The 20,196-nt window shown below is 44.2% G+C and carries 14 protein-coding genes; 12 read left to right on the forward strand and 2 right to left on the reverse strand.

The window, feature by feature from the left end:
- Positions 1-598: 598 nt before the first annotated feature.
- The 6 genes from ACWVCM_RS02565 (at position 599) to ACWVCM_RS02590 (ending at position 10,681) form a co-directional block, all read left to right on the forward strand.
- On the forward strand, positions 599-1,345 hold the full coding sequence (locus ACWVCM_RS02565; protein ID WP_455200139.1) for a tetratricopeptide repeat protein: 747 nt from the start codon (positions 599-601) through the stop codon (positions 1,343-1,345).
- A gap of 106 nt (positions 1,346-1,451) precedes the next feature.
- Complete coding sequence (locus tag ACWVCM_RS02570; RefSeq protein WP_455200140.1) at positions 1,452-2,912, forward strand: hypothetical protein; 1,461 nt, start codon at positions 1,452-1,454, stop codon at positions 2,910-2,912.
- A gap of 8 nt (positions 2,913-2,920) precedes the next feature.
- On the forward strand, positions 2,921-4,522 hold the full coding sequence (locus tag ACWVCM_RS02575) for a cytochrome c3 family protein (RefSeq protein WP_455200141.1): 1,602 nt from the start codon (positions 2,921-2,923) through the stop codon (positions 4,520-4,522).
- A gap of 603 nt (positions 4,523-5,125) precedes the next feature.
- The gene (locus tag ACWVCM_RS02580; RefSeq protein WP_455200142.1) at positions 5,126-6,919 is read left to right on the forward strand and encodes a hypothetical protein; all 1,794 of its coding nucleotides are present in this window, start codon (positions 5,126-5,128) and stop codon (positions 6,917-6,919) included.
- Positions 6,920-7,585: 666 nt separating this feature from the next.
- Positions 7,586-8,017 (forward strand): hypothetical protein, encoded by a 432-nt coding sequence (locus ACWVCM_RS02585; protein WP_455200143.1) that lies wholly within the window; start codon positions 7,586-7,588, stop codon positions 8,015-8,017.
- A 177-nt stretch (positions 8,018-8,194) separates the two neighbouring features.
- Positions 8,195-10,681: a hypothetical protein gene (locus ACWVCM_RS02590; protein ID WP_455200144.1), complete on the forward strand. Its 2,487-nt coding sequence runs from the start codon at positions 8,195-8,197 to the stop codon at positions 10,679-10,681.
- A gap of 68 nt (positions 10,682-10,749) precedes the next feature.
- Here the strand turns inward: ACWVCM_RS02590 and ACWVCM_RS02595 are convergent, their stop codons facing one another.
- Positions 10,750-12,456: an ankyrin repeat domain-containing protein gene (locus ACWVCM_RS02595; protein ID WP_455200145.1), complete on the reverse strand. Its 1,707-nt coding sequence runs from the start codon at positions 12,454-12,456 to the stop codon at positions 10,750-10,752.
- Between the two features lie 335 nt (positions 12,457-12,791).
- Here ACWVCM_RS02595 and sucC point away from each other — a divergent pair, with 335 nt between their 5' ends.
- From sucC to ACWVCM_RS02615, 4 genes are all read left to right on the forward strand, one after another.
- Positions 12,792-13,961: an ADP-forming succinate--CoA ligase subunit beta gene (gene sucC, locus ACWVCM_RS02600; RefSeq protein WP_455200146.1), complete on the forward strand. Its 1,170-nt coding sequence runs from the start codon at positions 12,792-12,794 to the stop codon at positions 13,959-13,961.
- The gene (sucD, locus tag ACWVCM_RS02605; protein ID WP_455200147.1) at positions 13,961-14,833 is read left to right on the forward strand and encodes a succinate--CoA ligase subunit alpha; all 873 of its coding nucleotides are present in this window, start codon (positions 13,961-13,963) and stop codon (positions 14,831-14,833) included. Before sucC ends, sucD begins: the two co-directional genes overlap by 1 nt.
- A gap of 187 nt (positions 14,834-15,020) precedes the next feature.
- Entirely contained in the window at positions 15,021-16,655 is a 1,635-nt protein-coding gene (locus ACWVCM_RS02610) for an NAD+ synthase (protein WP_455200148.1), read from the forward strand.
- A 254-nt stretch (positions 16,656-16,909) separates the two neighbouring features.
- Positions 16,910-17,248: a P-II family nitrogen regulator gene (locus ACWVCM_RS02615; protein WP_455200149.1), complete on the forward strand. Its 339-nt coding sequence runs from the start codon at positions 16,910-16,912 to the stop codon at positions 17,246-17,248.
- A 133-nt stretch (positions 17,249-17,381) separates the two neighbouring features.
- Here ACWVCM_RS02615 and ACWVCM_RS02620 read toward each other — a convergent pair whose 3' ends face one another.
- Positions 17,382-18,170, reverse strand: coding sequence for an outer membrane protein assembly factor BamD (locus tag ACWVCM_RS02620; protein WP_455200151.1), 789 nt, complete (start codon positions 18,168-18,170; stop codon positions 17,382-17,384).
- A gap of 200 nt (positions 18,171-18,370) precedes the next feature.
- Between ACWVCM_RS02620 and rluD the strand changes: the two genes are divergently transcribed.
- Positions 18,371-19,303, forward strand: coding sequence for a 23S rRNA pseudouridine(1911/1915/1917) synthase RluD (gene rluD / locus ACWVCM_RS02625; protein ID WP_455200152.1), 933 nt, complete (start codon positions 18,371-18,373; stop codon positions 19,301-19,303).
- A 41-nt stretch (positions 19,304-19,344) separates the two neighbouring features.
- Positions 19,345-20,127 carry a peptidoglycan editing factor PgeF gene (pgeF, locus tag ACWVCM_RS02630; RefSeq protein WP_455200150.1) on the forward strand — a complete coding sequence of 261 codons (783 nt, stop codon included), beginning with the start codon at positions 19,345-19,347 and terminating at the stop codon, positions 20,125-20,127.
- Positions 20,128-20,196 lie beyond the last annotated feature (69 nt).

Genomic DNA, 20,196 nt, shown 5'->3' on the forward strand with positions numbered 1-20,196 from the left:
AAAATATAATAACAGTCAGTCCTGAAGAAACTAAATATGATTAGCCAGTGCTGATTGAAATTGTTTAGTCACCTTTCATTACATGAATATCTGTAAAAGCAGAGATAACAATGGGTTATGGGAGCTATTTAATTTCTGTTTCAGCGTATACCTGATTTGAAATTGAGGCAGAATATGGGCCGCGAGGAATTTAGTGTTCGAGCGTACATTCGATGCCTGCCATATTTCACGTAAGTGGGAAATTGACGTTGACATTTAAGTGTGCAACGTAGTTTACTTAAGCACATCACGTAAAAAACCCAAAAAATTTATAGGATTAGCTCGTGTTTTGGGTTCTGCCTGAAGGTAGGAGCCAGACATATTAGCCCCATGGTGATAGGGGAATTCTCAGCGTAGTTTGTACGTAGTTCCCGGTCAGGATAGAATTAGTGATTCGCGCATAAAGAATAATTTAATTGCTTTGGCACGTGGCAATAATGAGTTTTGAATGTGGGTTGGTAATTGGTAATAGCAATAAATTGTTTTCGCAACTGTTCTCTTGTACAGAATATTGTCAGTGGTAATAAATTGTGAAAACAAACTGAGGAGTAATATACGGATGTCGACAAATCAAAATATCGCATCGTCAATGATAAAACAGCCGTTCGTTGCAGCGATCGCAATTGTTGCAGTAGCAATTTTAATCATTTGGGCAAATCAGAAGTCTTCACCTGATACTGCTAAAACCGCTGCGACATCTGATCAAGCTAGTTTGGACTCAACGGATACCTCGAGTGATTCTATTCAGCTAAAGCCACCGACTACAGGTCAAGATACTCCTCGAATCGTAGCGAATATGAATCAACAACAGCAGTCACCAGGTAGTGTGTCGGCACCTGGTTTGGAAGGCTTGGTGAAAGGGCTGGAAGATAAAGTTGCAGCTGACCCTACAAACATTAATAACCGCTTACTGTTGGCACAAACATATAATGAGTTAGGTATGCAGGATAAAGCGCTTACTGAATTGCGCAGCTTGCAGAAAGATAATCCGGATAACGGTCGCGTAAACCTGGTTTTAGGCTCAATATTGAGTAAAAGCAATGACCAGGACAAAGTAAAAGAATCCTTGCCCCTGTTGGATAAAGCGTCAAGCGACAAGACAGTTCAGCAGTATTTGGTGAACATGTATAAAGGTGACGCGTTAATTAGAATGAAAGACCATTCAGGTGCATTGAAACATTGGCAACTGGCATTGGAGGAAATGCCAGTTGCGGATAATCGACGTGCGAAACTCGAGCAACGAATTAATGAGCTATCCGCAATTGAAAACAAAAATAAAACGGATATTCAGGCCGGCAAAGGGTAGTTTTCGTATGTTAACTATTTTGGGCAAATTGAAATAAAATATTTTTTCGATTTTTATAAAGTAACAAAGTTTTACACTAAGTATTGAAGTATTAACTGGGGCGCAAATGACAAGCAAGAGTAATGTAAGTGGTCAAGCTGTAAAGGCACGTAAAAATTTAGCGCCGGACGCAAAATTAAAGGCACAAATGAAAGCTCGCAAGGCGACGGTTGATTCAGCCCATCAAATGAAGGTTGCAACCCAGGCCAACGTCGATGCTATCAAAGCAGTTAATGCCAGGCAGCAAAAAGCGCAAACTGCAAGCAATAAGGTTACGTCATCACTTAACAAGCCTTCCGATAGTCCCCAATCAGGTACTACACGTCCCCGTAATTTGAAGGTGGCGAGTGGAGCTACTAAAGCTTCGCTGACAAATACATCTAAAAAAACCCAAGCGCAATTAGCGCGTGAAAAACTAGCCTCTGCGGCTGCCCAAAAGGCTCGCCAGCAAAATCAGGCCCGCGCAAATCGGACAGCAAGGGAATCATCGCCGACCCAGCCCAGTCAACAAAAAGTTCAAAAAGCTCCTGGTCCCGGAAAACAGTTAATTCAACTGTTTCCAGCTAAAAGAACTAAATCGAAAGCAAGGGTAAAACCTGAACCCGGGACTAAAAAGCCACCGATTATCAATGCTACTGCTTTGTTGGCAGCAAAATATCCGAATTACTTTGCAGATAACAATGACCTTCGCACTAAAGCTGAGTCTCGCACAGTATTTGTTGTAACGTCTTTGATACTGGCGTTAATCGGATTTGGCTGGATGAATTGGAATACCATCAACTTTCAAGCAAATGGTGATTTTACCTATAACTCTGGTTTAATTGGTGGGATCACAATGGTAGTTATTTTGCTGTACGCGGCCAGAAAGCGAGTTAAGCTACTGCGTAGAGCAGGTAATATGGAGGTCTGGTATTACTTTCATTTATTAGGTGGTGTGCTCGGTCCATTGATTATCGTATTTCATACGGGATTCACGATAAAATCCATCAATAGTGGTGTTGCATTATTCACTATGATTACGATTGTCTTAAGTGGACTATTTGGGCGATATATCTACACGCGTATTGGTTACAGTCTGCATCGGAAATTGTTAGCGATCAAAGAATCAGAAAAACAATTGATGGATACACTGCACAGTTATGATTCACCTAAGAGTGAGGATATCGAGAGACGTCTTTCAAATTTTGCACTGTCCTGTTTAACCGGCCCAAGGTCCATACTCAAGTTACCGATGAGATTAGTGGCAGTTCGTGGCGCTGCAGCTGCATGTTACGTTAAAGTGTCTAGTGATTTGTCCGTAATGGTAAAAACAATTGCGAAACGTGATGGATTGGCTGGTGACGAAGTTAAAGGTCGTCTCAATCGCGAGAAGGAACAACTGCGGGAGCATATTAACGCGGTTGCAAATATAGCGCATTCTCATCTTTTTGAACGAGTTTTGGTCAAGTGGCGAATATTACATATACCGCTGTTGTACATTCTGGTTATAACAGGTTCATTCCATGTTTTAGCGGTACATATGTACTAGTTCGGAGCATGAAGAAGCTGAACCTACGAGATTTCTTCGTGAAATTTGTGACGATACTTGTAGTCTTTGCAGGTATGAGTTCTACGACTCTGGCAGCCGTAAGTCCAGTGGAGCGAATGGAAGGCCTGGTTATGCCTGGGGATGTAGTGCAAGGTCATGCGCGATTCGAAACCAAGTGTGATAAGTGCCACGAAGCATTCGATAAAACCAAGCAAAGCAATCTTTGCCGTGATTGCCACGAACAAATTGATCTCGACATTAAAAAGAAGAAAAACTACCACGGTAAAATTCACAACATCGGAAAAAGGGAATGCCATTCCTGTCATACTGACCATAAAGGTCGGGATATGGACATCATTCAGTTGGATCAAGAGGTTTTTGATCATTCACGCACAGAATTCAAACTGGCGGGTAGTCACAAATCACTTGCTTGCAAGAGCTGCCATAAGAAACCCAAGTTTTTTCGTGTAGCAAAATATGATTGCGTTGATTGCCATGAAGAAGATGATTCCCATAAAGGTCGAATGGGGCGTAAATGCAACAATTGTCATTTTGAGGCAGGCTGGCTGCCGGCGAACTTTAATCATGACAAAACAGATTTCCCGTTAAGAAATGTTCATCAGGAAGTGGGGTGCCAATATTGTCATGTAAACGAAAGGTACGTCAAAACACCGAAGAACTGTTATTTTTGTCACTATCTTGATGATGTCCACGATGGAGATCGGGGCATAAAGTGTCATCAATGTCACCATGACGAAAAATGGTCTCGGATCGAATTTGATCACGACAAAGATACTGACTTCAAGCTAAAGGATGCGCACAAGGGTGTGTTGTGCAAAGAGTGTCACGAAGGCAATATGTTTAAGGAGAAAACCAAAACAGTTTGCTTTGCGTGTCACGAAGTACATGATTCTCACTATGGTAACTACGGTAAACGTTGCAAAAGTTGCCATACTGAAAAAAATTGGCGAGAAATACGCTTTGATCATGACAAGGATACTGATTTTAAATTAAAAGGTGAGCATAAAGATATCGCTTGTGAGGCTTGTCATAAAGGTGATTTATTTAAGGTGGAAACACCAATTGAGTGTTCTGAATGTCATCGTCTGGATGATGCGCACAATGGCCAGCAAGGTGAGAACTGCACCAATTGCCACGATGAAAAAAGCTGGATAAAGAAAGTTGTGTTTGATCACGATATTACGAAATTTCCGCTGCATGGCACCCACCAGCTGGTGAGTTGCGAAGACTGCCATGCATCGGAAAAATTCAAAGATGCGGAGTTGCGTTGTATATCGTGCCATGAGGACGACGATGAGCATAAACTTAAGTTAGGCAAGAATTGTGAGTTGTGTCACGGACCATCGGATTGGCTGATTTGGTTATTTGATCACAACACTCAAACCGATTATCCGCTTGATGGTAAGCATGAAGGTTTGGATTGTCATGCCTGCCATTCAAAGCCAGTAAAAGATAAAATTGAGCTGCCAACCAATTGTTTCGGATGTCATGAGAAAGATGACAATCATGCGGGACAATTAGGTCGTCAATGTGAAAAATGTCACATTACTGAATCATTTAAGACTATTAAAATAAAAGAGAAAAAATAGGCTTAGAATCGTCACATTAGTGAGTTATAATGATTAAATCGATAGTCGCTAGTTGCTGGCTATAGGAGGAGGAAAACAAAGCCAATTTCAGGCAACATTGGGACATATGGTCGACAATTCGGTGGAAAACCTACAATTTGTCCACACTGAGCAGTGTCCATATATTGTCAATAATTATGTAATATTTATGAATTATTGATAATTCACTATACCTCGAGTAGCCGATACCAGTAGCTGACGGGTAAACTGGTATCGATCATGCAACCCGGCACGATGAGTATAGATTTTGTGCTCGTTTGGCCGAGAGTTAGCCGCAGTTCAATAGAATACTAAAAAAACAACAATAGTTCGTCGCAGAAAAGCATTGCACAAGGCAAAACGGGTGTCACGAGACGATGTAGTTTGTGATCCGAATAACGCAACAATTGAGTAGCGTTAATGAGGTATTGTATCCAGTCTTCTAATTAGAGGATTGCAAGGTTGAGATAAGATGGTTGCCGAAATCAGAAAGAAAAACAAGTTAAAAATGCGTGCAATGATATTAATAGTTCCCGAGAGCAGTGATCTTTCGGCGAAGCTACGACGAATTTTTGGAGGTGTGTTGTGATGTATGGAGACCAACTACATCGAAGAATTAGAAATCGAAGACTGACGACGATTAGTTTGTTGGTGATGTTAATCTGGCTGTTGATGCCTGTGAATAGCTCTGCAGAAATAGCTACATTAGATGAATTTAAAGCCTTTGGTGAGAAGTTTGATCACTTAACCACGGGTTTCGCGCTGACTGGAGAGCACAGACAGCTGGATTGTGGCGAATGTCACATTGGTGGGGTATTTGAAACCCTGCCACGTGAGTGTGATGCTTGTCATGATAATGTGATCGCAGCAGGTAAGCATTCAAACCACATACAAACCACCCAGCCTTGTGATGTATGTCATAACACAGGTGCGTTTCTTGTTGCCGCAATTATGGATCATAGTATTACGGAAGGTAATTGTGCATCTTGTCATGACGGTATTTCTGCGACGGGTAAAGGGCCAACCCATATTGCCAGTACCGACGTCTGTGAGGCTTGTCATTCCGTCAATTTCTGGGTTCCGGCTATCGCGGTTGATCACGATCATGTATTGGGAAGCTGTATAGCTTGTCATAATGGAGTAATAGCAACTGGAAAAGCATCGAGTCATATTCCAACAACTGATGCTTGTGAAGCCTGCCATTTTGCGACTGGCGATGCCTGGCTTCCAGTAATAGTTGTGGACCACTCTCAGGTATTGGGGGCTTGTTCTTTTTGCCATGACGGCGTTCTTGCGCGTGGAAAAGGGCCAAATCACGTGGCCACAACGAGTGAGTGTAATGCTTGCCACCAGGTGCCACCGAGTACATGGTCAGAAGTAACAACTTTTGATCATTCTAATCTTCAAGGACAAGCCTGTGCTACTGCGGGTTGCCACGATAATACAAAGCCGGCTACCCACATGCCTACAACCAATGTGTGCGAGGCTTGTCATCGTCCATCACCAAATGCATGGGTCGATATTGCTACCGTTGACCATGCTCAGGTTCTTGGAGCGTGCCAATCTTGTCACGATGGCGTCATTGCCACCGGCAAGGGACCAAATCACATTGCTACAACAGAAGATTGTAATGCGTGTCACATTCCTGGGGGTTCCTGGGGAGCCGCTTTTGATCATAGCAATCTCCAGGGACAGGCGTGCGCAACTGCAGGATGCCATGACAACGACAAACCAGCTGGCCATATTGCCAGCACTAATGTCTGCGAAGCGTGTCACCGACCCGCACCAAGCCTGTGGACCGATATTGCTGGTGTAGACCATGATCAAGTTCTGGGGGATTGTGGTGCTTGTCATAATGGAACCATTGCCCAGGGCAAATCCAATAATCATGTTGATACTTCAAATCAATGTGGTGCCTGCCATTCAACAGCAACCTTTAATCCAGTGAATCAGGTTGATCATAGTCAGGTGAATGGCAGTTGTTCTAATTGCCATAATGGAACCGATGCTACAGGTAAGCCGGCTAATCACATCGATACCTCGAATGTCTGTGAAGCTTGTCATTCAACGAATGCTTGGCGGCCCGTAGCTACGGTGGATCACAATCAAATCAACGGTGTGAATCAATGCATTACGTGCCACAGTAAACCTGGGGGACATCCTACTACTTTAGATAACTGTGGCGCTTGTCACCAGGACTTCACAAACTGGAGCCGGATAAATATGGATCACTCCCAGGCGCCTCAGGGTAGCTGCTCCAGCTGCCACAACGGTGCTATCGCTGGTGGTAAAAACCGTGGTCATTGTCCGACCAACGAGGAATGCGATGTTTGTCACGGAAGTACTAACAATTGGGATAGTAACGTCCGTGGTTGCTAACAGTTTGGCGCACTAAATAACTCGTTATCAGGGGGCCGGATCCAGGCACCCTGATGACGCTGCTAAGAAAACACCAGGTTCTGCCGTAAATTTACAGTTCTGAAACGAAAATATCGATGAGCATGGGGTGAATAAACTGGTTCGGAGAGGCGGACATCCAGTTAATACACTTTTTGACAGCTTATCTACACATTAATCATGATAATGTGTCTTGTAGTCATTCCAATTCATGAATAGCAAAAAATTGCTAGAGTTTCACCGCCTATTTTAGGTATAGTGAAACTAATTACGTAAGTTGTGATAATGCTGATTTTGTTAATGAGTATAAGATGTTAGCGAAGACTTGCGAGCAAAATTGAGTAGTAAGAAGTTGTAGCAGTAATCAGTTCGATGTGCAGTGATGATTTATAAATTGAATAAACATTCTGCAGCCAGGAAGTCGTCGAAGTTTGGTTATTAACGCGGGCTTGGGGCGGCAATACGTTGAGAGAAATTATAACCACGATTGACGATAGCCACATCTCTAACCTGTCCAGCGCTACAAAAAAATTTACACAAATCCCTGAGCGTGAAACGAATGGTTTCGTGGAAGGCGATTAAAATGTGGTATTTGCTTATCGACAATACAACATAAGAAAACGATTAAATAAACTTTGAATCAGAAATATGTCATTTAAAACTATAAGTATCCTGCTCGTGCTCGTCATTGGCGTTTACGTTTATTACAAGTATGCGCAAGAAGCACCGGCACAACTGGTTAGTGAATTCCACATAACCAGCGATAAGGAAGGAAACAATCTGGAATTCGGATTTGCGAATCCGGTTCGTTATCTCGGACATTTTCCTGATGACAACAGCGATGTTTTGCAGGTGAAACTGCGCGCTATTGGCTTTAGTGAATTTACGGAAAATTTTTCATTGTTAGATCATTTTGTTGCAGGGGCGGATGAACAGGAAAAATTTCTGCAAGACGTGCGTTATGAAGGCAATGTCCCCGGGGGGCCATTTCTGGTTGTTCGATTTACAAAATCAATGACTTATCGTGTAACTGAAAGTAACGGCTTAAAAGGACTGATAGTTAGTTACAAGAGAGACTAGTCTTAGCATTCAATTAAGGTTTGATTAAGGCGGCTTGTATCTAATGGCCCACTTTTTGTTCAAATAATAAGCATTGTAATTTATTGTTATAAATTAAGAGCGTCGTTAATTTCATGAAGAATGAGTTGTGAGCTAGTAATGTTAAGTCGTTGCTGGATTGGGGATACGGGTAACACGATGGAGTGCAGAACCATTTTCAGTGCAGTATTACTGCGCCGTTTTGCTGTGTTTGCGTTTTTTATATTGTCGATGCTTGCAATGCCCGGTGCTGTATTAGCGGCAAAAGACGTGCTCAAGGATATAAAAATACAAACCAAGGAAAATGATACCCAGGTTGCCATCGAATTTGGTATTCCCCTACGTTACGTTAAGCATTTTCCAGCCACCTCAGGCGAAATCCTGCAAATCCAGCTGTTACTGGAACAAGATCAAGGGCGCAATATTCATAAAGAAGTTAAACAAGGCCCTGATCTGGCTCCCACTGATGGTACAGAGCCAGTATTAATATATATGACCTACGAAGAGGGTGTACCCGGAGGTCCCTATTTAACATTTCGTTTTGCCCGTCGCGTCAGTTTTGAACTGGATGCCGGGGATAGTCTAACAAGTCTCAATATTTCAATTCGCGATGATCAGGCAGTTAAGAAGCCTGCCGCTGTTGCAAAACCAGAAGAAGCGCAAAAGGAGGAGCAGCCAGCGGACAAGCCTCCCGTGGCAGTGGCCGTTCCACCGCCAACACCACCACAACCGGTTGTACCTGAAATCAGTATGAAGACACTGGAAGAGCAGGTTTTCAAACAGGCACAAAAATCTGAGCAACAATTGGATGGAAGAACACAAACTCCTCAAGCTGTTTCACCGGAGGTTCAAAAAGCACCTGAACCCGAATCGACTGAAAAGCAAGCAGCGACTGTGGCTGAGGAACAAAGCATTTCAAGAGAGCCCAAACCATCGCCTAAACCAAAAGCGAGCAAAGAAGTCGATGAATTAATGGCAAAAGCTCGTCAGGCTCTGACATTTGGCGATAATGACGGTGCAATTCAACTACTACGTCGAATTATTGCCATGCCCGAAAATGAACATACGCAGGATGCTCGTGAACTGGTAGGACTGGCACTAGAACGCAGCAATCAGATACCGCGCGCCAAGTTTGAATATAAGAAATATTTGAAAGTGTACAAGGAAGGTGATGGTCCAACCAGGGTGAGACAACGTCTGCAAGCACTGCAAAGTGTGGACACAGATAGACGCAAGAAATTGCGCAAAACCACTCGCCGCAGTGTTGATACGTTTACATCATTCGGTCGACTGTCGCAGGCATTCACTACCCGTTATCAGCAGCGCGAAGCAATCAATGATGACGATACAGTAGATTCAGAGGATATCGAGTTAACCCGTCGCATTGACTCGTTTCTATCCTTGCGTGGCCGGATGCGAACTGAAGACAGAAATGTACAAATGGTTTTTACTGGCAATCATATTTTTGATCTTTTGAATAGCGAAGACACAGAAAGCCGGGTTATCAATTTCTTTCTCGATTACGATGCTTTCAAGAAAGGCTATTACACCATATTGGGAAGGCAGCGGGTTCGTAACAGTGGTGTATTTAGCCGATTTGATGGTGCCATTGCTGGCTACGATTTCATGCCGTGGTTCCGCGCCCATGCATATATCGGCAAACCCGTTGAGCTTCATGATGCCCGTAGTATCGACAAGGAATTCTGGGGCTTGAAAGTCGATGTTGGGAGACGCAACGATCCGATCAATATGAACCTTTACATGGTGAACCAGCAGGCGGACGGTTTTTCCGATCGCCAGGCGGTTGGATACGGTGTGCGGTACGCCGACCGGTTTACCACAGTGTTTGGTTTGTTGGACTATGACTTTTTGTTTGATGACATCAACTTGTTGAATTTGCGCTGGGGATGGAAATATCTGGAAAATTCCAAACTGAATGTTTCCTATAACTTTCGAAAACTGATATTCCTTTCATCAGCATTGAATAATCAACCTCTTGATACATCCTTAGGCGATTTGATTAGCATTAAGGGAGAAGCGGAGGCGCGCAGGCTGGCAGAAGACCGTACCAATTCAACCAAGACGTTTACTGTGGGTAATAGCTATCAGTTTAACCGGGATAACCAGCTCAATATTGATCTGACTATGTTCCAGTCCTCTGGTACTGTTACTCGAAATGATCTGCAAACACCGGTACCATGTAGCACAACCATTAGCCTTACTGATCCACCATGCGTACTGGTGAATGTAGCAGGCGCACCTGAAACCGGCAGGCAATATACATTATCCGGTCAATGGATTTCAGGTAATCTGTTTGCCCAACGCGATTTATATGTGTTTGGCTTGCGGGCTTCCAAATTTGACACCTATAACGATGCGACCTTGTTTATCAATGCGCGTTTGCCGGATATGAACAGGTGGAAGCTGCGTCCGAGATTGAATATGAGTTACCGGGATTTTAATGAGAATAGTTCCACGACCGGTACTCGATCATCGATAGCGCCTTCAATAAAAATTGACTACGCCTGGAAGAAGGCGTGGATTTTTGATTTCGAATTGGGGGTTGAGTATGTTGACTACACAGATCCCAATTTTGCAAATGAAACCAGGGAAGCAGTCCGAATTGGATACAGTTACGCGTTCTGATTGAGGGATCGCCCATTAATTAATCTGAAATTCGGGCTGGCTCTGAAAACAGTTTTAACCAACAGGGACTATCTCAATTCTTTTTCCAGCTGTCCCTTAGGTACCGGAATTTTATAGTCTCTGGCTCCTGCCTGTATTAGTAGTCTTTCCACTTTACTATTGTGTTTCTTTTGCGCGAGATACAGTGCTGTTTTTCGATTGCTGGAAAATACATTGACATCTGCGCCATGGTTTAAAAGCAGGTCAACGGCTTTTACGCTGCCAGCTCGTGAGGCAAACATTATAGCCGTCCATCCACTGTTGTTTTTTGCATTGGGATCAGCCTTGTTCTTGAGTAATAACGACATGGTAGATATATCAGCATTATCAGCGGCGTACATGATCGGCGTGAAACCCGCGTGATTTTTTGATTTGACCGATGCTTGATTTTTTAACAACAGCTGTGCCACGTTTGATTTTTTATTTCTTACCGCTATGTGTAAAGCGCTATCACCAACCGGATTTTGAATATTCGGGTTGCTATTGTATTTAAATAACAATTCGCATAAATCGCTGTTGCCCATTTCAGCAGCGAGCATCAGAGCCGTTAATCCTCGCTTGTTCTTATTGTTAGGGTTAGCGCCAGCATCCAATAGCGTGGAAAGGGTGGTTAGCTTCTTCTTTTTGACAGCATAAGTTACTGGAATATCGCCCTGGACATTGGCGATGGTGGTTGAAGCTCCCTTTTTAACCAGTAGTGGAATCACTTTGTTATTCGAGCGCTCAGTAGCCAACATGAGTGGTGTAATACCTTTTTCATCCAGCAAATCCAGTGTAGCCTTGTTGTTAAGCAGCACTTTCATGGCCGCTGCGCTGTCAAACAAAGCTGCCATGTGTAGCGCACTACGGCCAATTTTTTGCCGGGCATCAATCTTGGCGCCGGAATTAATCAGGGTGGCAACGACTTCGGCATTGTTTTTAGCTGCGGCAAGCATCAAGGGTGTTTGTTTGAGTGCATCGGTAATATTGGGATTGGCTTCGCCTTCGTCGATTAACATCGTAATCGCATCAGGATGATTCTGAATTGCCGCATGCATTATTGCTGAAATACCTGCCTTGTCTTTGGCATTGGCGTCAGCACCATTTTTAAGCAGCATTTCGATGGTTTTTGCGTGCCCGTTATAGGCGGCCTCCATGATTGGTGTGCGCCCGTGCTGATCACGATAATTGGGTTCTGCACCTAACTCTATGAGGTCTCGCACGCCGGCGGTTCGACCTTCGTTGGCAGCCCACATGAGCAGTTGATTGATGTCCACGGGTTTCTTACGATCTTTATTGGACAGTTTGGATTTATCAATAGTAGACAGGGAGTCGGTAACGCTATTTTTTATTTTCTCTTTTGCCATCGCGACGTCTTTTTTGGCAGCACGGCGAAACCAGTTTTCGGCTTCTTCCAGGTTGCGTTCTGTTCCCCATCCTTTTTGGTACATCACGCCAAGATTGTACTGCGCCAGCGGATCGCCTTTTTCAGCCGCGCGACGGAACCACATAAAGGCTTTATCCAGATCTTTTTTGACACCAAGCCCTTTGCGATATAACACACCCATATGATATTGGGATTTGGCATGTCCCCTGGATGCCAGATCAGTCCAGATTTCGATAGCGTAGGGCAGATCACGCTGATTAGCCGCAGAAACTGCTTCCTTATAGTCTTCTTTTACGTCTGCAAATGCCTGGGAATATCCAAAGATGCAGAAGGCGATGATGGAAACTGGAATGATTTTACTGACGCTCATGGGTGTATTGTCCTGACTAATAATTGGTCTATTTTGTCTGTTGCTTTGTCCTGGAATCAAGATGAATATTGGCAAAATGCGGACTTGGTCAATCGGCAGGTTAGATGAACAATCCGTATTTTACACTAGAAAATTAATCCTGGGTTTGAAGAATACACTGGCATTATATCGGTATAGTAGAATTTTTGCTTTAATTACGTATACCTACTTCGTTTTATTTATATTGAGGCCAATTAATATAATAATACGTTCCTATTGCCGAAAATGCTGGTTTCTCCCGCACGGTGAAAATTGAAATTAAATACGAAACTACTCGAAAAATAACAGGATGCCCGATGAATTTACATGAGTACCAGGCGAAAAAATTATTCTCTGAATATGGCATTCAGGTACCCAAGGCAAATATTGCCGCATCACCTGAAGAAGCGAAGCAGGTTGCCAAAGCACTTGGGGGAGAAAGTTGGGTGGTTAAGGCGCAAGTTCATGCAGGCGGACGTGGTAAAGGTGGTGGTGTAAAACGTGTTTCGGGTATACCCGAGCTGGAAAAAACTGTCGATCAAATGCTGGGCTCCAACCTGGTGACGCATCAGACCGGTCCAAAGGGATTGCCCATTAATAAGGTCTTGATCGAAACATTAAGCTCCATTGAAAAAGAGCTATACCTAGGTGCGCTCGTAGACCGTGCGAGTAACAGAATAGTCTTTATGGCATCACCTATGGGCGGTATGGATATCGAAGAAGTTGCGGCCAGTCAGCCGGACCAGATTTTTACAGTCAGCGTCGATCCTATTGTTGGGCTGCAGCCTTATCAATGTCGGCAGATTGCATTTGGTATTGGCCTGGTAGGGTCACAGGTCAAGCAACTGACGCAAACTATGAATGGACTGTATCGATTGTTTGTTGAAAAAGATTTGAGCCTAATAGAGATTAATCCACTAATTATTACCACCCAGGAAGAATTGCTGGCTCTGGATGCGAAAATCAATGTAGACGATAACGCGCTGTATCGCCAGGCTGAACTGGCGGATTTGCGGGATCCAACCCAGGAGGATGAGCGTGAATATCGTGCCAGGCAACATGAATTAAATTATGTCACGCTCGATGGGAATATCGGCTGCATGGTAAATGGCGCGGGTTTGGCAATGGCTACCATGGACTTAATCAAGTTACATGGTGGAGAACCGGCCAACTTTCTTGATGTCGGTGGCGGTATTACCAGTGAACGTGTGGTGGAAGCATTTAAACTGGTTATATCGGACAGCAATGTCCGGGCGATTTTGGTGAATATATTTGGTGGTATTGTACGTTGCGATTTAATCGCTGAAGGCATTATTCAGGCAATGCGCGAAGTGCAATTGTCCATACCGGTAATTGTTCGTCTGGAAGGAACAAATGTTGACCGTGGTTTGCAGTTACTGGAAGAAAGTGGATTGGCGGTAATAACCGCAAATGACCTGGCAGATGCGGCAACCAAGGCAGTAAAAGAAGCAGGGAGGGCCGCCTGATGTCAATTCTTATCGACAAGAACACGCGGGTAATCTGTCAGGGATTCACCGGGAAGCAGGGGACTTTTCATTCCCAGCAAGCGATTGAATATGGAACCAAGATGGTGGGGGGTGTAACACCGGGCAAGGGTGGGCAGACACATCTGGGTTTACCAGTGTTTAATACTGTCAAGGAAGCAGTTGAGCAGTCTGATGCGAATGCAACGATGATTTTCGTGCCTGCGGCATTTGCCGCGGACAGTATCCTTGAGGCTGCCAATGCCGGAATCAAGGTGATCGTTTGCATCACAGAGGGAATACCGGTGTTAGATATGGTGAAAGTTAAATCTGCATTGGCTGGCAGCGATGCACGGCTCATCGGTCCAAACTGTCCAGGAATCATTACCCCAGGTGTATGCAAAATTGGCATTATGCCGGGGTCGATTCATAAGAAGGGATCAATAGGTATCGTATCGCGTTCCGGTACCTTGACTTATGAGGCTGTTTATCAGACCACGCAAAATGGATTGGGGCAAAGTACCTGCGTCGGTATCGGTGGCGATCCAATCCAGGGTACGAATTTTATTGACTGCCTGGAAATGTTTGAAAGTGATCGTCAAACCAAGGGCATAATTATGGTGGGGGAAATTGGCGGCTCAGCTGAAGAAGAAGCTGCAGAATATATTAATAAACATGTCCGCAAACCTGTGGTCGCATATATCGCTGGAGTGACGGCGCCTCCCGGCAAGCGTATGGGGCATGCCGGAGCAATTATCAGTGGAGGTTCTGGTACAGCACACCACAAATATGCAGCTCTCGATGCTGCTGGTGTCAGCGTGGCGCGTTCACCCGCGGAGATGGGTGTAAAAATGCTGGAGTTTTTCAGTGGTTAAGCAGCGGCCATTGAGTGTTGAGACAATTCTGCTAGGATTAAGCGCGTAATAACAAGGTAAATTTACTTTGTCGGTCAATGCGAGATCCAATTTTACAGATATGGCAAGCTAGTGACAGGATTAAGTTATTGAACTGTACAGTTAATTACAATTAAACCAGAATAATTCACATCTTACTTCGCGCATAATGGCAACTCATTTAAAAATTGCAATGGCCCAGCTGAATTTTTTCGTGGGTGACATTGTTGGCAATACCAAAAAAATTATTGAAGCGGCTAAAAATGCCCGCTTCCATTTGGGCGCAGATGCTATTGTATTTCCTGAGTTAGCTATCACCGGTTATCCGCCTGAGGATCTGTTATTGCGGCCGCGGTTTCTTGACCTGGCCGATAACGCCATTCATGAAATAAAACGTAATGTAAAAGGTATAGACATTATTGTTGGCTATCCTGCTGAAACTGCTGCAGGACTATATAACGCGGTAGCATTGATTCGGAACGAGGAAATTGCCGAGAACTACTATAAACAGGAGATACCTAATTACGGTGTATTTGATGAGAAGCGATATTTTCTTACCGGCGATGAAACTTGTGTTTTTACCATAAAGGATGTGCCAGTTGGTTTGACGGCTTGTGAGGATATCTGGTTTCCTGGACCAATGGCGAAGGCGGCTAAAGCAGGTGCGAGAATGATAATAAATGTTAACGCATCGCCTTATCATATCAACAAAACCAGGGAAAGAGTTGAAATTCTACAGAAACGCGTCAGTGAAAATCCCATGCCGATCATGTATGTCAATTTACTGGGCGGTCAGGATGAGCTGGTTTTTGACGGTGAATCATTTGTTATCGATGCAGCGGGTAAAGTCTGCAACCGTGCGCCAGCCTTCGAAGAAGGTGTATTTCTTGCCGAATTTAAAGTTGATGAACACAATAATGTGCAACCTGTTCAGGCAAAAGTTGTTCAACCACGGTCGGAAGTTGAAACTGTCTATCAAGCCCTGGTACTCGGCGTGCGTGACTACATAAAGAAAAATCGCTTCCCCGGCATTATTCTTGGCCTATCCGGTGGTATTGATTCAGCATTGACCCTCGCTATTGCGGTAGACGCGGTTGGTGCAGAACGTGTTGAAGCAGTGATGATGCCCTCGCGTTATACATCACAAATAAGCCTGGAGGATGCCAAAAAGGAAGCACAAACTCTTGGTGTACGTTACCTGGAATTGCCAATCGAGCCAGTGTTTCAGGCGATGCAGGATGTATTACGAGGTGAATTTGAAGGTAAGGAACCTGATACCACTGAAGAAAATATTCAGGCGCGATGCCGTGGAATGATATTAATGGCTTTATCCAATAAGTCGCGAAAGATTGTATTAACCACGGGAAATAAAAGTGAACTCGCTGTGGGTTATGCAACTTTATATGGTGATATGGCCGGCGGTTTTAACGCCCTGAAAGATGTGCCTAAGACCCTGGTTTATCGACTGGCGGAGTATCGAAACACCTTGTCTCCTGCGATTCCCCAACGGGTTATTCACCGGGCGCCGTCTGCTGAATTGGCCCCGGATCAGAAAGACTCTGATAGTCTGCCTGATTATGGAGAACTGGATGGTATTCTTGAGCTGTATGTTGAGCAGGATAAATCCATCGCTGAAATAGTGAGCCAGGGATTTGATCGAACGGTGGTGGAGCGTGTGATTAAGATGGTGGATTTGAATGAGTACAAGCGTAGACAGGCAGCCCCCGGTGTACGCATTACACAAAGAGCATTTGGTCGGGACAGGCGTTATCCCATTACATCCGGCTTTAAGAGTTTTTCCTGATTAAAATTTTGTGATCTGCTTAGAAAATGCCCACCTGGCTATGCGAGTCCCGATAAATCTACCGATAGATTCAAGTTAATTAGTGAAAATAAGGGATTACGATCTACAAAAATCATTTTTCCTGGCGACGAAATCGTTATAATTAGTTTCCTGGCTGCGAATTAAAGTCCAGCATGCTCTACCCAAAAAATCCAGTGATGATTAACCACAATCAAGGCTGACAATCAGAAAACAGCCAATAAACGAGGATCACAATGAAAAAAATTGAAGCCATAATCAAGCCGTTTAAATTGGATGATGTGCGGGAAGCATTATCAGAGATAGGTGTGATGGGGATGACTGCTACCGAAGTTAAAGGTTTTGGTCGCCAGAAAGGTCATACCGAGTTGTACCGCGGGGCAGAGTATGTCGTGGATTTTCTACCCAAAGTAAAGATAGAGATTGTTGTAGCCGATGATCAGGTAGATAGAAGTGTTGAAGTGATAACAGATGCGGCCAGAACCGGTAAAATTGGCGATGGTAAAATATTTATTAGTCCCGTCGAACGCGCGATCCGGATACGGACGGGAGAATCAGACGACGATGCGTTGTAAAAAAGTAAACTAAAGAAGCACAATGCATAAGCTAGATTAGATGGTATTGCAATATTTATGAACGCGCTGGCCGTAATAGTCAGCGCGTTTTTTTTATAGGACGCGACTGGTTGTACTATTTTCAAGAAAGCATTTAGTTACTTTGTTTGGGTAGTTCGTAGCCGGGATAGTTTAATTTCAAAACCTGCTGAGTATCACTGGCCAGGTCATGCATATTTAATTCAGAGTAAGCTTTTGTCAGTACTGCCAGTGCTTCGGGGACGGCTGGTGTTCTGGGATAGTTTTCAACAACATATTTGGCCCGGTTGGCCGCTGCAACAAAGGCTTTGCGTTTCATATAGTAGCGAGCGATTCTCACTTCATGCTGCGCCAAGGTGTTACGCTGATACTTCATACGTTCAACCGCATCTGGAACAAATTTGCTGTTTGGGAATTTTCTTACTAGCTCCGCAAAATAATTGAATGAATCCCTGGTAGAACTTGGGTCACGCTCCGACGGATCTTGCGGAGATATCGCATCAAAAGGTGTGTCATTTTTATGGTAAGCAGCAAGCCCGCGTATGTAGTAGGCGTAATCAACATTGGGGTGGCTTGGGTGCAGTTTGATAAACCGGTCCCCAGCGGCAATGGCTGAGTCGTATTCCTTAAATTTATAGTAAGCAAATGCTGTTTCCAGTTGTGCCTGCTCGGCAAGTTTACCGAAAGGGTATCGGGCCTCGATAGTCTCAAGGTATTCAATTGCCAGTTCGTAATCTCCGGCTTTAATTTCAGCCTTGGCGGACTTGTAGAGTTTTTCGGCAGACCAGTCTTTATGTTCGTCGCTACCGTCGCCGGTTGATGAACAAGCTGGCAATAGTACAAATACAGTGGCTAGTAAAAAGTAGATTGGTTTTCTGGATAGGTTGTAGCGCAAGCAAAGCATAGTCTTACTACCTGTTTGACAAAATTTCAAATTAATTTCCAATGTAAATTGATAATTTTACGATAATTTGTATCGTGGATTGATGATATAATTTGTCCAGTGCTGGCAGATTAACTGGCTATTAATCAAAGCAAAACTAAATCTATTTTGTTGAATTAGATTTAGAGGAGTCTTATTTCATCGAAGAACAACTCACTACTATTATACCAGATAGAATGGCTGGAATGCGTGTCGACCAGGCATTGGCGGAATTATTTCCGGATTTTTCCCGCTCACGGTTGCAAAAGTGGATAAAAGACGGCTTCGTGTTTGTTGATGGGCATAAATGGCGCCCAAAAGACTGCGTAATTGGTGGTGAACTGATTGAGTTGTTGGTTGTCGTCGATGATGAAACGCAATGGGAAGCTGAGCCGGTTGCGCTGGATATTGTGTATGAAGATGAACATATCATTGTAATTAACAAGCCGGCAGGATTAGTGGTTCATCCCGGCGCGGGTAATAAGCACGGTACTTTAAGTAATGGATTGTTACACTACTTTCCTCAAATTGCATCGGTACCCCGGGCTGGCATAGTACATCGACTCGATAAGGATACCAGCGGTTTGCTGGTGGTTGCCAAAACCCTGGTAGCACACAAAAGCCTTGTCGAGCAATTGCAGGCTCGTATTGTTAAACGCGAATACCTGGCTTTTTGCAATAATGTGATGACAGCAGGTGGAACGGTTGATGCCCCGATAGGACGGCACCCCACAAATCGGTTGCGCATGGCAGTGCGTGACAACGGAAAACCGGCAATTAGTCACTACCGCGTAGAACAACGGTTTCGTGCCCATACTCTGATTCGCGTAAGTCTGGAAACTGGCCGAACTCACCAGATTCGGGTACACATGGCTTATATTGGTTATCCGTTGGTAGGAGATGCTGTTTACGGAGGACGATTAAAACTTCCTCCCGGGAGTCTTGATGACTTTGCTAACGCACTGCGAAAGTTTAAACGTCAGGCACTACATGCAACAAGCCTGGGTCTGGAACACCCGATATCCCACGACTGGATGCAATGGCAAGCCGATTTACCAGAAGATATGCGCTTGTTAATTGATTTCGCTGAACAGGATTCAAGAGCAAAGGGCTAAATGATTTTAATTTTTCAAACAGGCAATTAATTTTACTTCCTATGCTACAAATACATGACTGGATTATTCCCCGCTGGCCGGCTCCACCGCATGTGCGTGCTTATACAACTACAAGAATTGGTGGTTTTAGTGAGGGTGCATTTGCCTCTATGAATTTGGGTGACCGCACAGAGGATAATATTATCGCAATTGCTAAAAATCGAAATCAACTAAACGAGGTTTTGAATCTGCCTTGTGAGCCGAGTTGGTTGTATCAATCGCATAGCAATAAAGTGGTGCGCTTATACGATGACACTCCGTCAAACCAGGATGCTGATGCAAGTTATACGACTATTCCAGACAAAGTTTGCGTAGTGCTAACTGCCGATTGCCTGCCGGTATTATTTTGTGCTAAAGACGGCTCAGCAGTAGCTGCGGTGCATGCCGGATGGCGTGGTCTTGCCAATGGTGTGATAGATAACACCATTAGTACCTTGTTGCACTTTGCCAAGTGCAGGCCGGAAAATCTAATTGCATGGCTGGGGCCGGCAATTGGTCCCGGTGTTTTTGAAGTGGGTGATGACGTGAAAGAGGCTTTTACCAATCAGATGCCCGATGCTGCGAAAGCATTCACGCCTGTGGTTGATGGTAAATGGCTGGCAAATATTTATTTGCTGGCGCGCCAGCGCCTGCACCGGATGGGAGTGACGGATATATTTGGCGGTGAATTTTGTACGGCCACTCAGTATGAAAAGTTTTATTCCTACCGTCGAGATAAAGAAACAGGCAGAATGGCAAGCTTAATCTGGATGGATAATACCGAGTCCCAATTGTTAAACCTTTAACAACAATTATCTATCGAAGTCCCCCTGTGCCGTGATTGTCGTTCAGTGTTGGTTTTTTGAGTCGTTCTG

Source organism: Kaarinaea lacus (assembly GCF_975902315.1).

Coding starts and splice junctions, on each gene's coding strand:
- ACWVCM_RS02565 (WP_455200139.1), top strand. CDS start 599: ATGTCGACAAATCAAAATATCGCATCGTCAATGATAAAACAGCCGTTC.
- ACWVCM_RS02570 (WP_455200140.1), top strand. CDS start 1,452: ATGACAAGCAAGAGTAATGTAAGTGGTCAAGCTGTAAAGGCACGTAAA.
- ACWVCM_RS02575 (WP_455200141.1), top strand. CDS start 2,921: ATGAAGAAGCTGAACCTACGAGATTTCTTCGTGAAATTTGTGACGATA.
- ACWVCM_RS02585 (WP_455200143.1), top strand. CDS start 7,586: ATGTCATTTAAAACTATAAGTATCCTGCTCGTGCTCGTCATTGGCGTT.
- ACWVCM_RS02590 (WP_455200144.1), top strand. CDS start 8,195: ATGGAGTGCAGAACCATTTTCAGTGCAGTATTACTGCGCCGTTTTGCT.
- ACWVCM_RS02595 (WP_455200145.1), bottom strand. CDS start 12,456: ATGAGCGTCAGTAAAATCATTCCAGTTTCCATCATCGCCTTCTGCATC.
- sucC (WP_455200146.1), top strand. CDS start 12,792: ATGAATTTACATGAGTACCAGGCGAAAAAATTATTCTCTGAATATGGC.
- sucD (WP_455200147.1), top strand. CDS start 13,961: ATGTCAATTCTTATCGACAAGAACACGCGGGTAATCTGTCAGGGATTC.
- ACWVCM_RS02610 (WP_455200148.1), top strand. CDS start 15,021: ATGGCAACTCATTTAAAAATTGCAATGGCCCAGCTGAATTTTTTCGTG.
- ACWVCM_RS02615 (WP_455200149.1), top strand. CDS start 16,910: ATGAAAAAAATTGAAGCCATAATCAAGCCGTTTAAATTGGATGATGTG.
- ACWVCM_RS02620 (WP_455200151.1), bottom strand. CDS start 18,170: ATGCTTTGCTTGCGCTACAACCTATCCAGAAAACCAATCTACTTTTTA.
- pgeF (WP_455200150.1), top strand. CDS start 19,345: ATGCTACAAATACATGACTGGATTATTCCCCGCTGGCCGGCTCCACCG.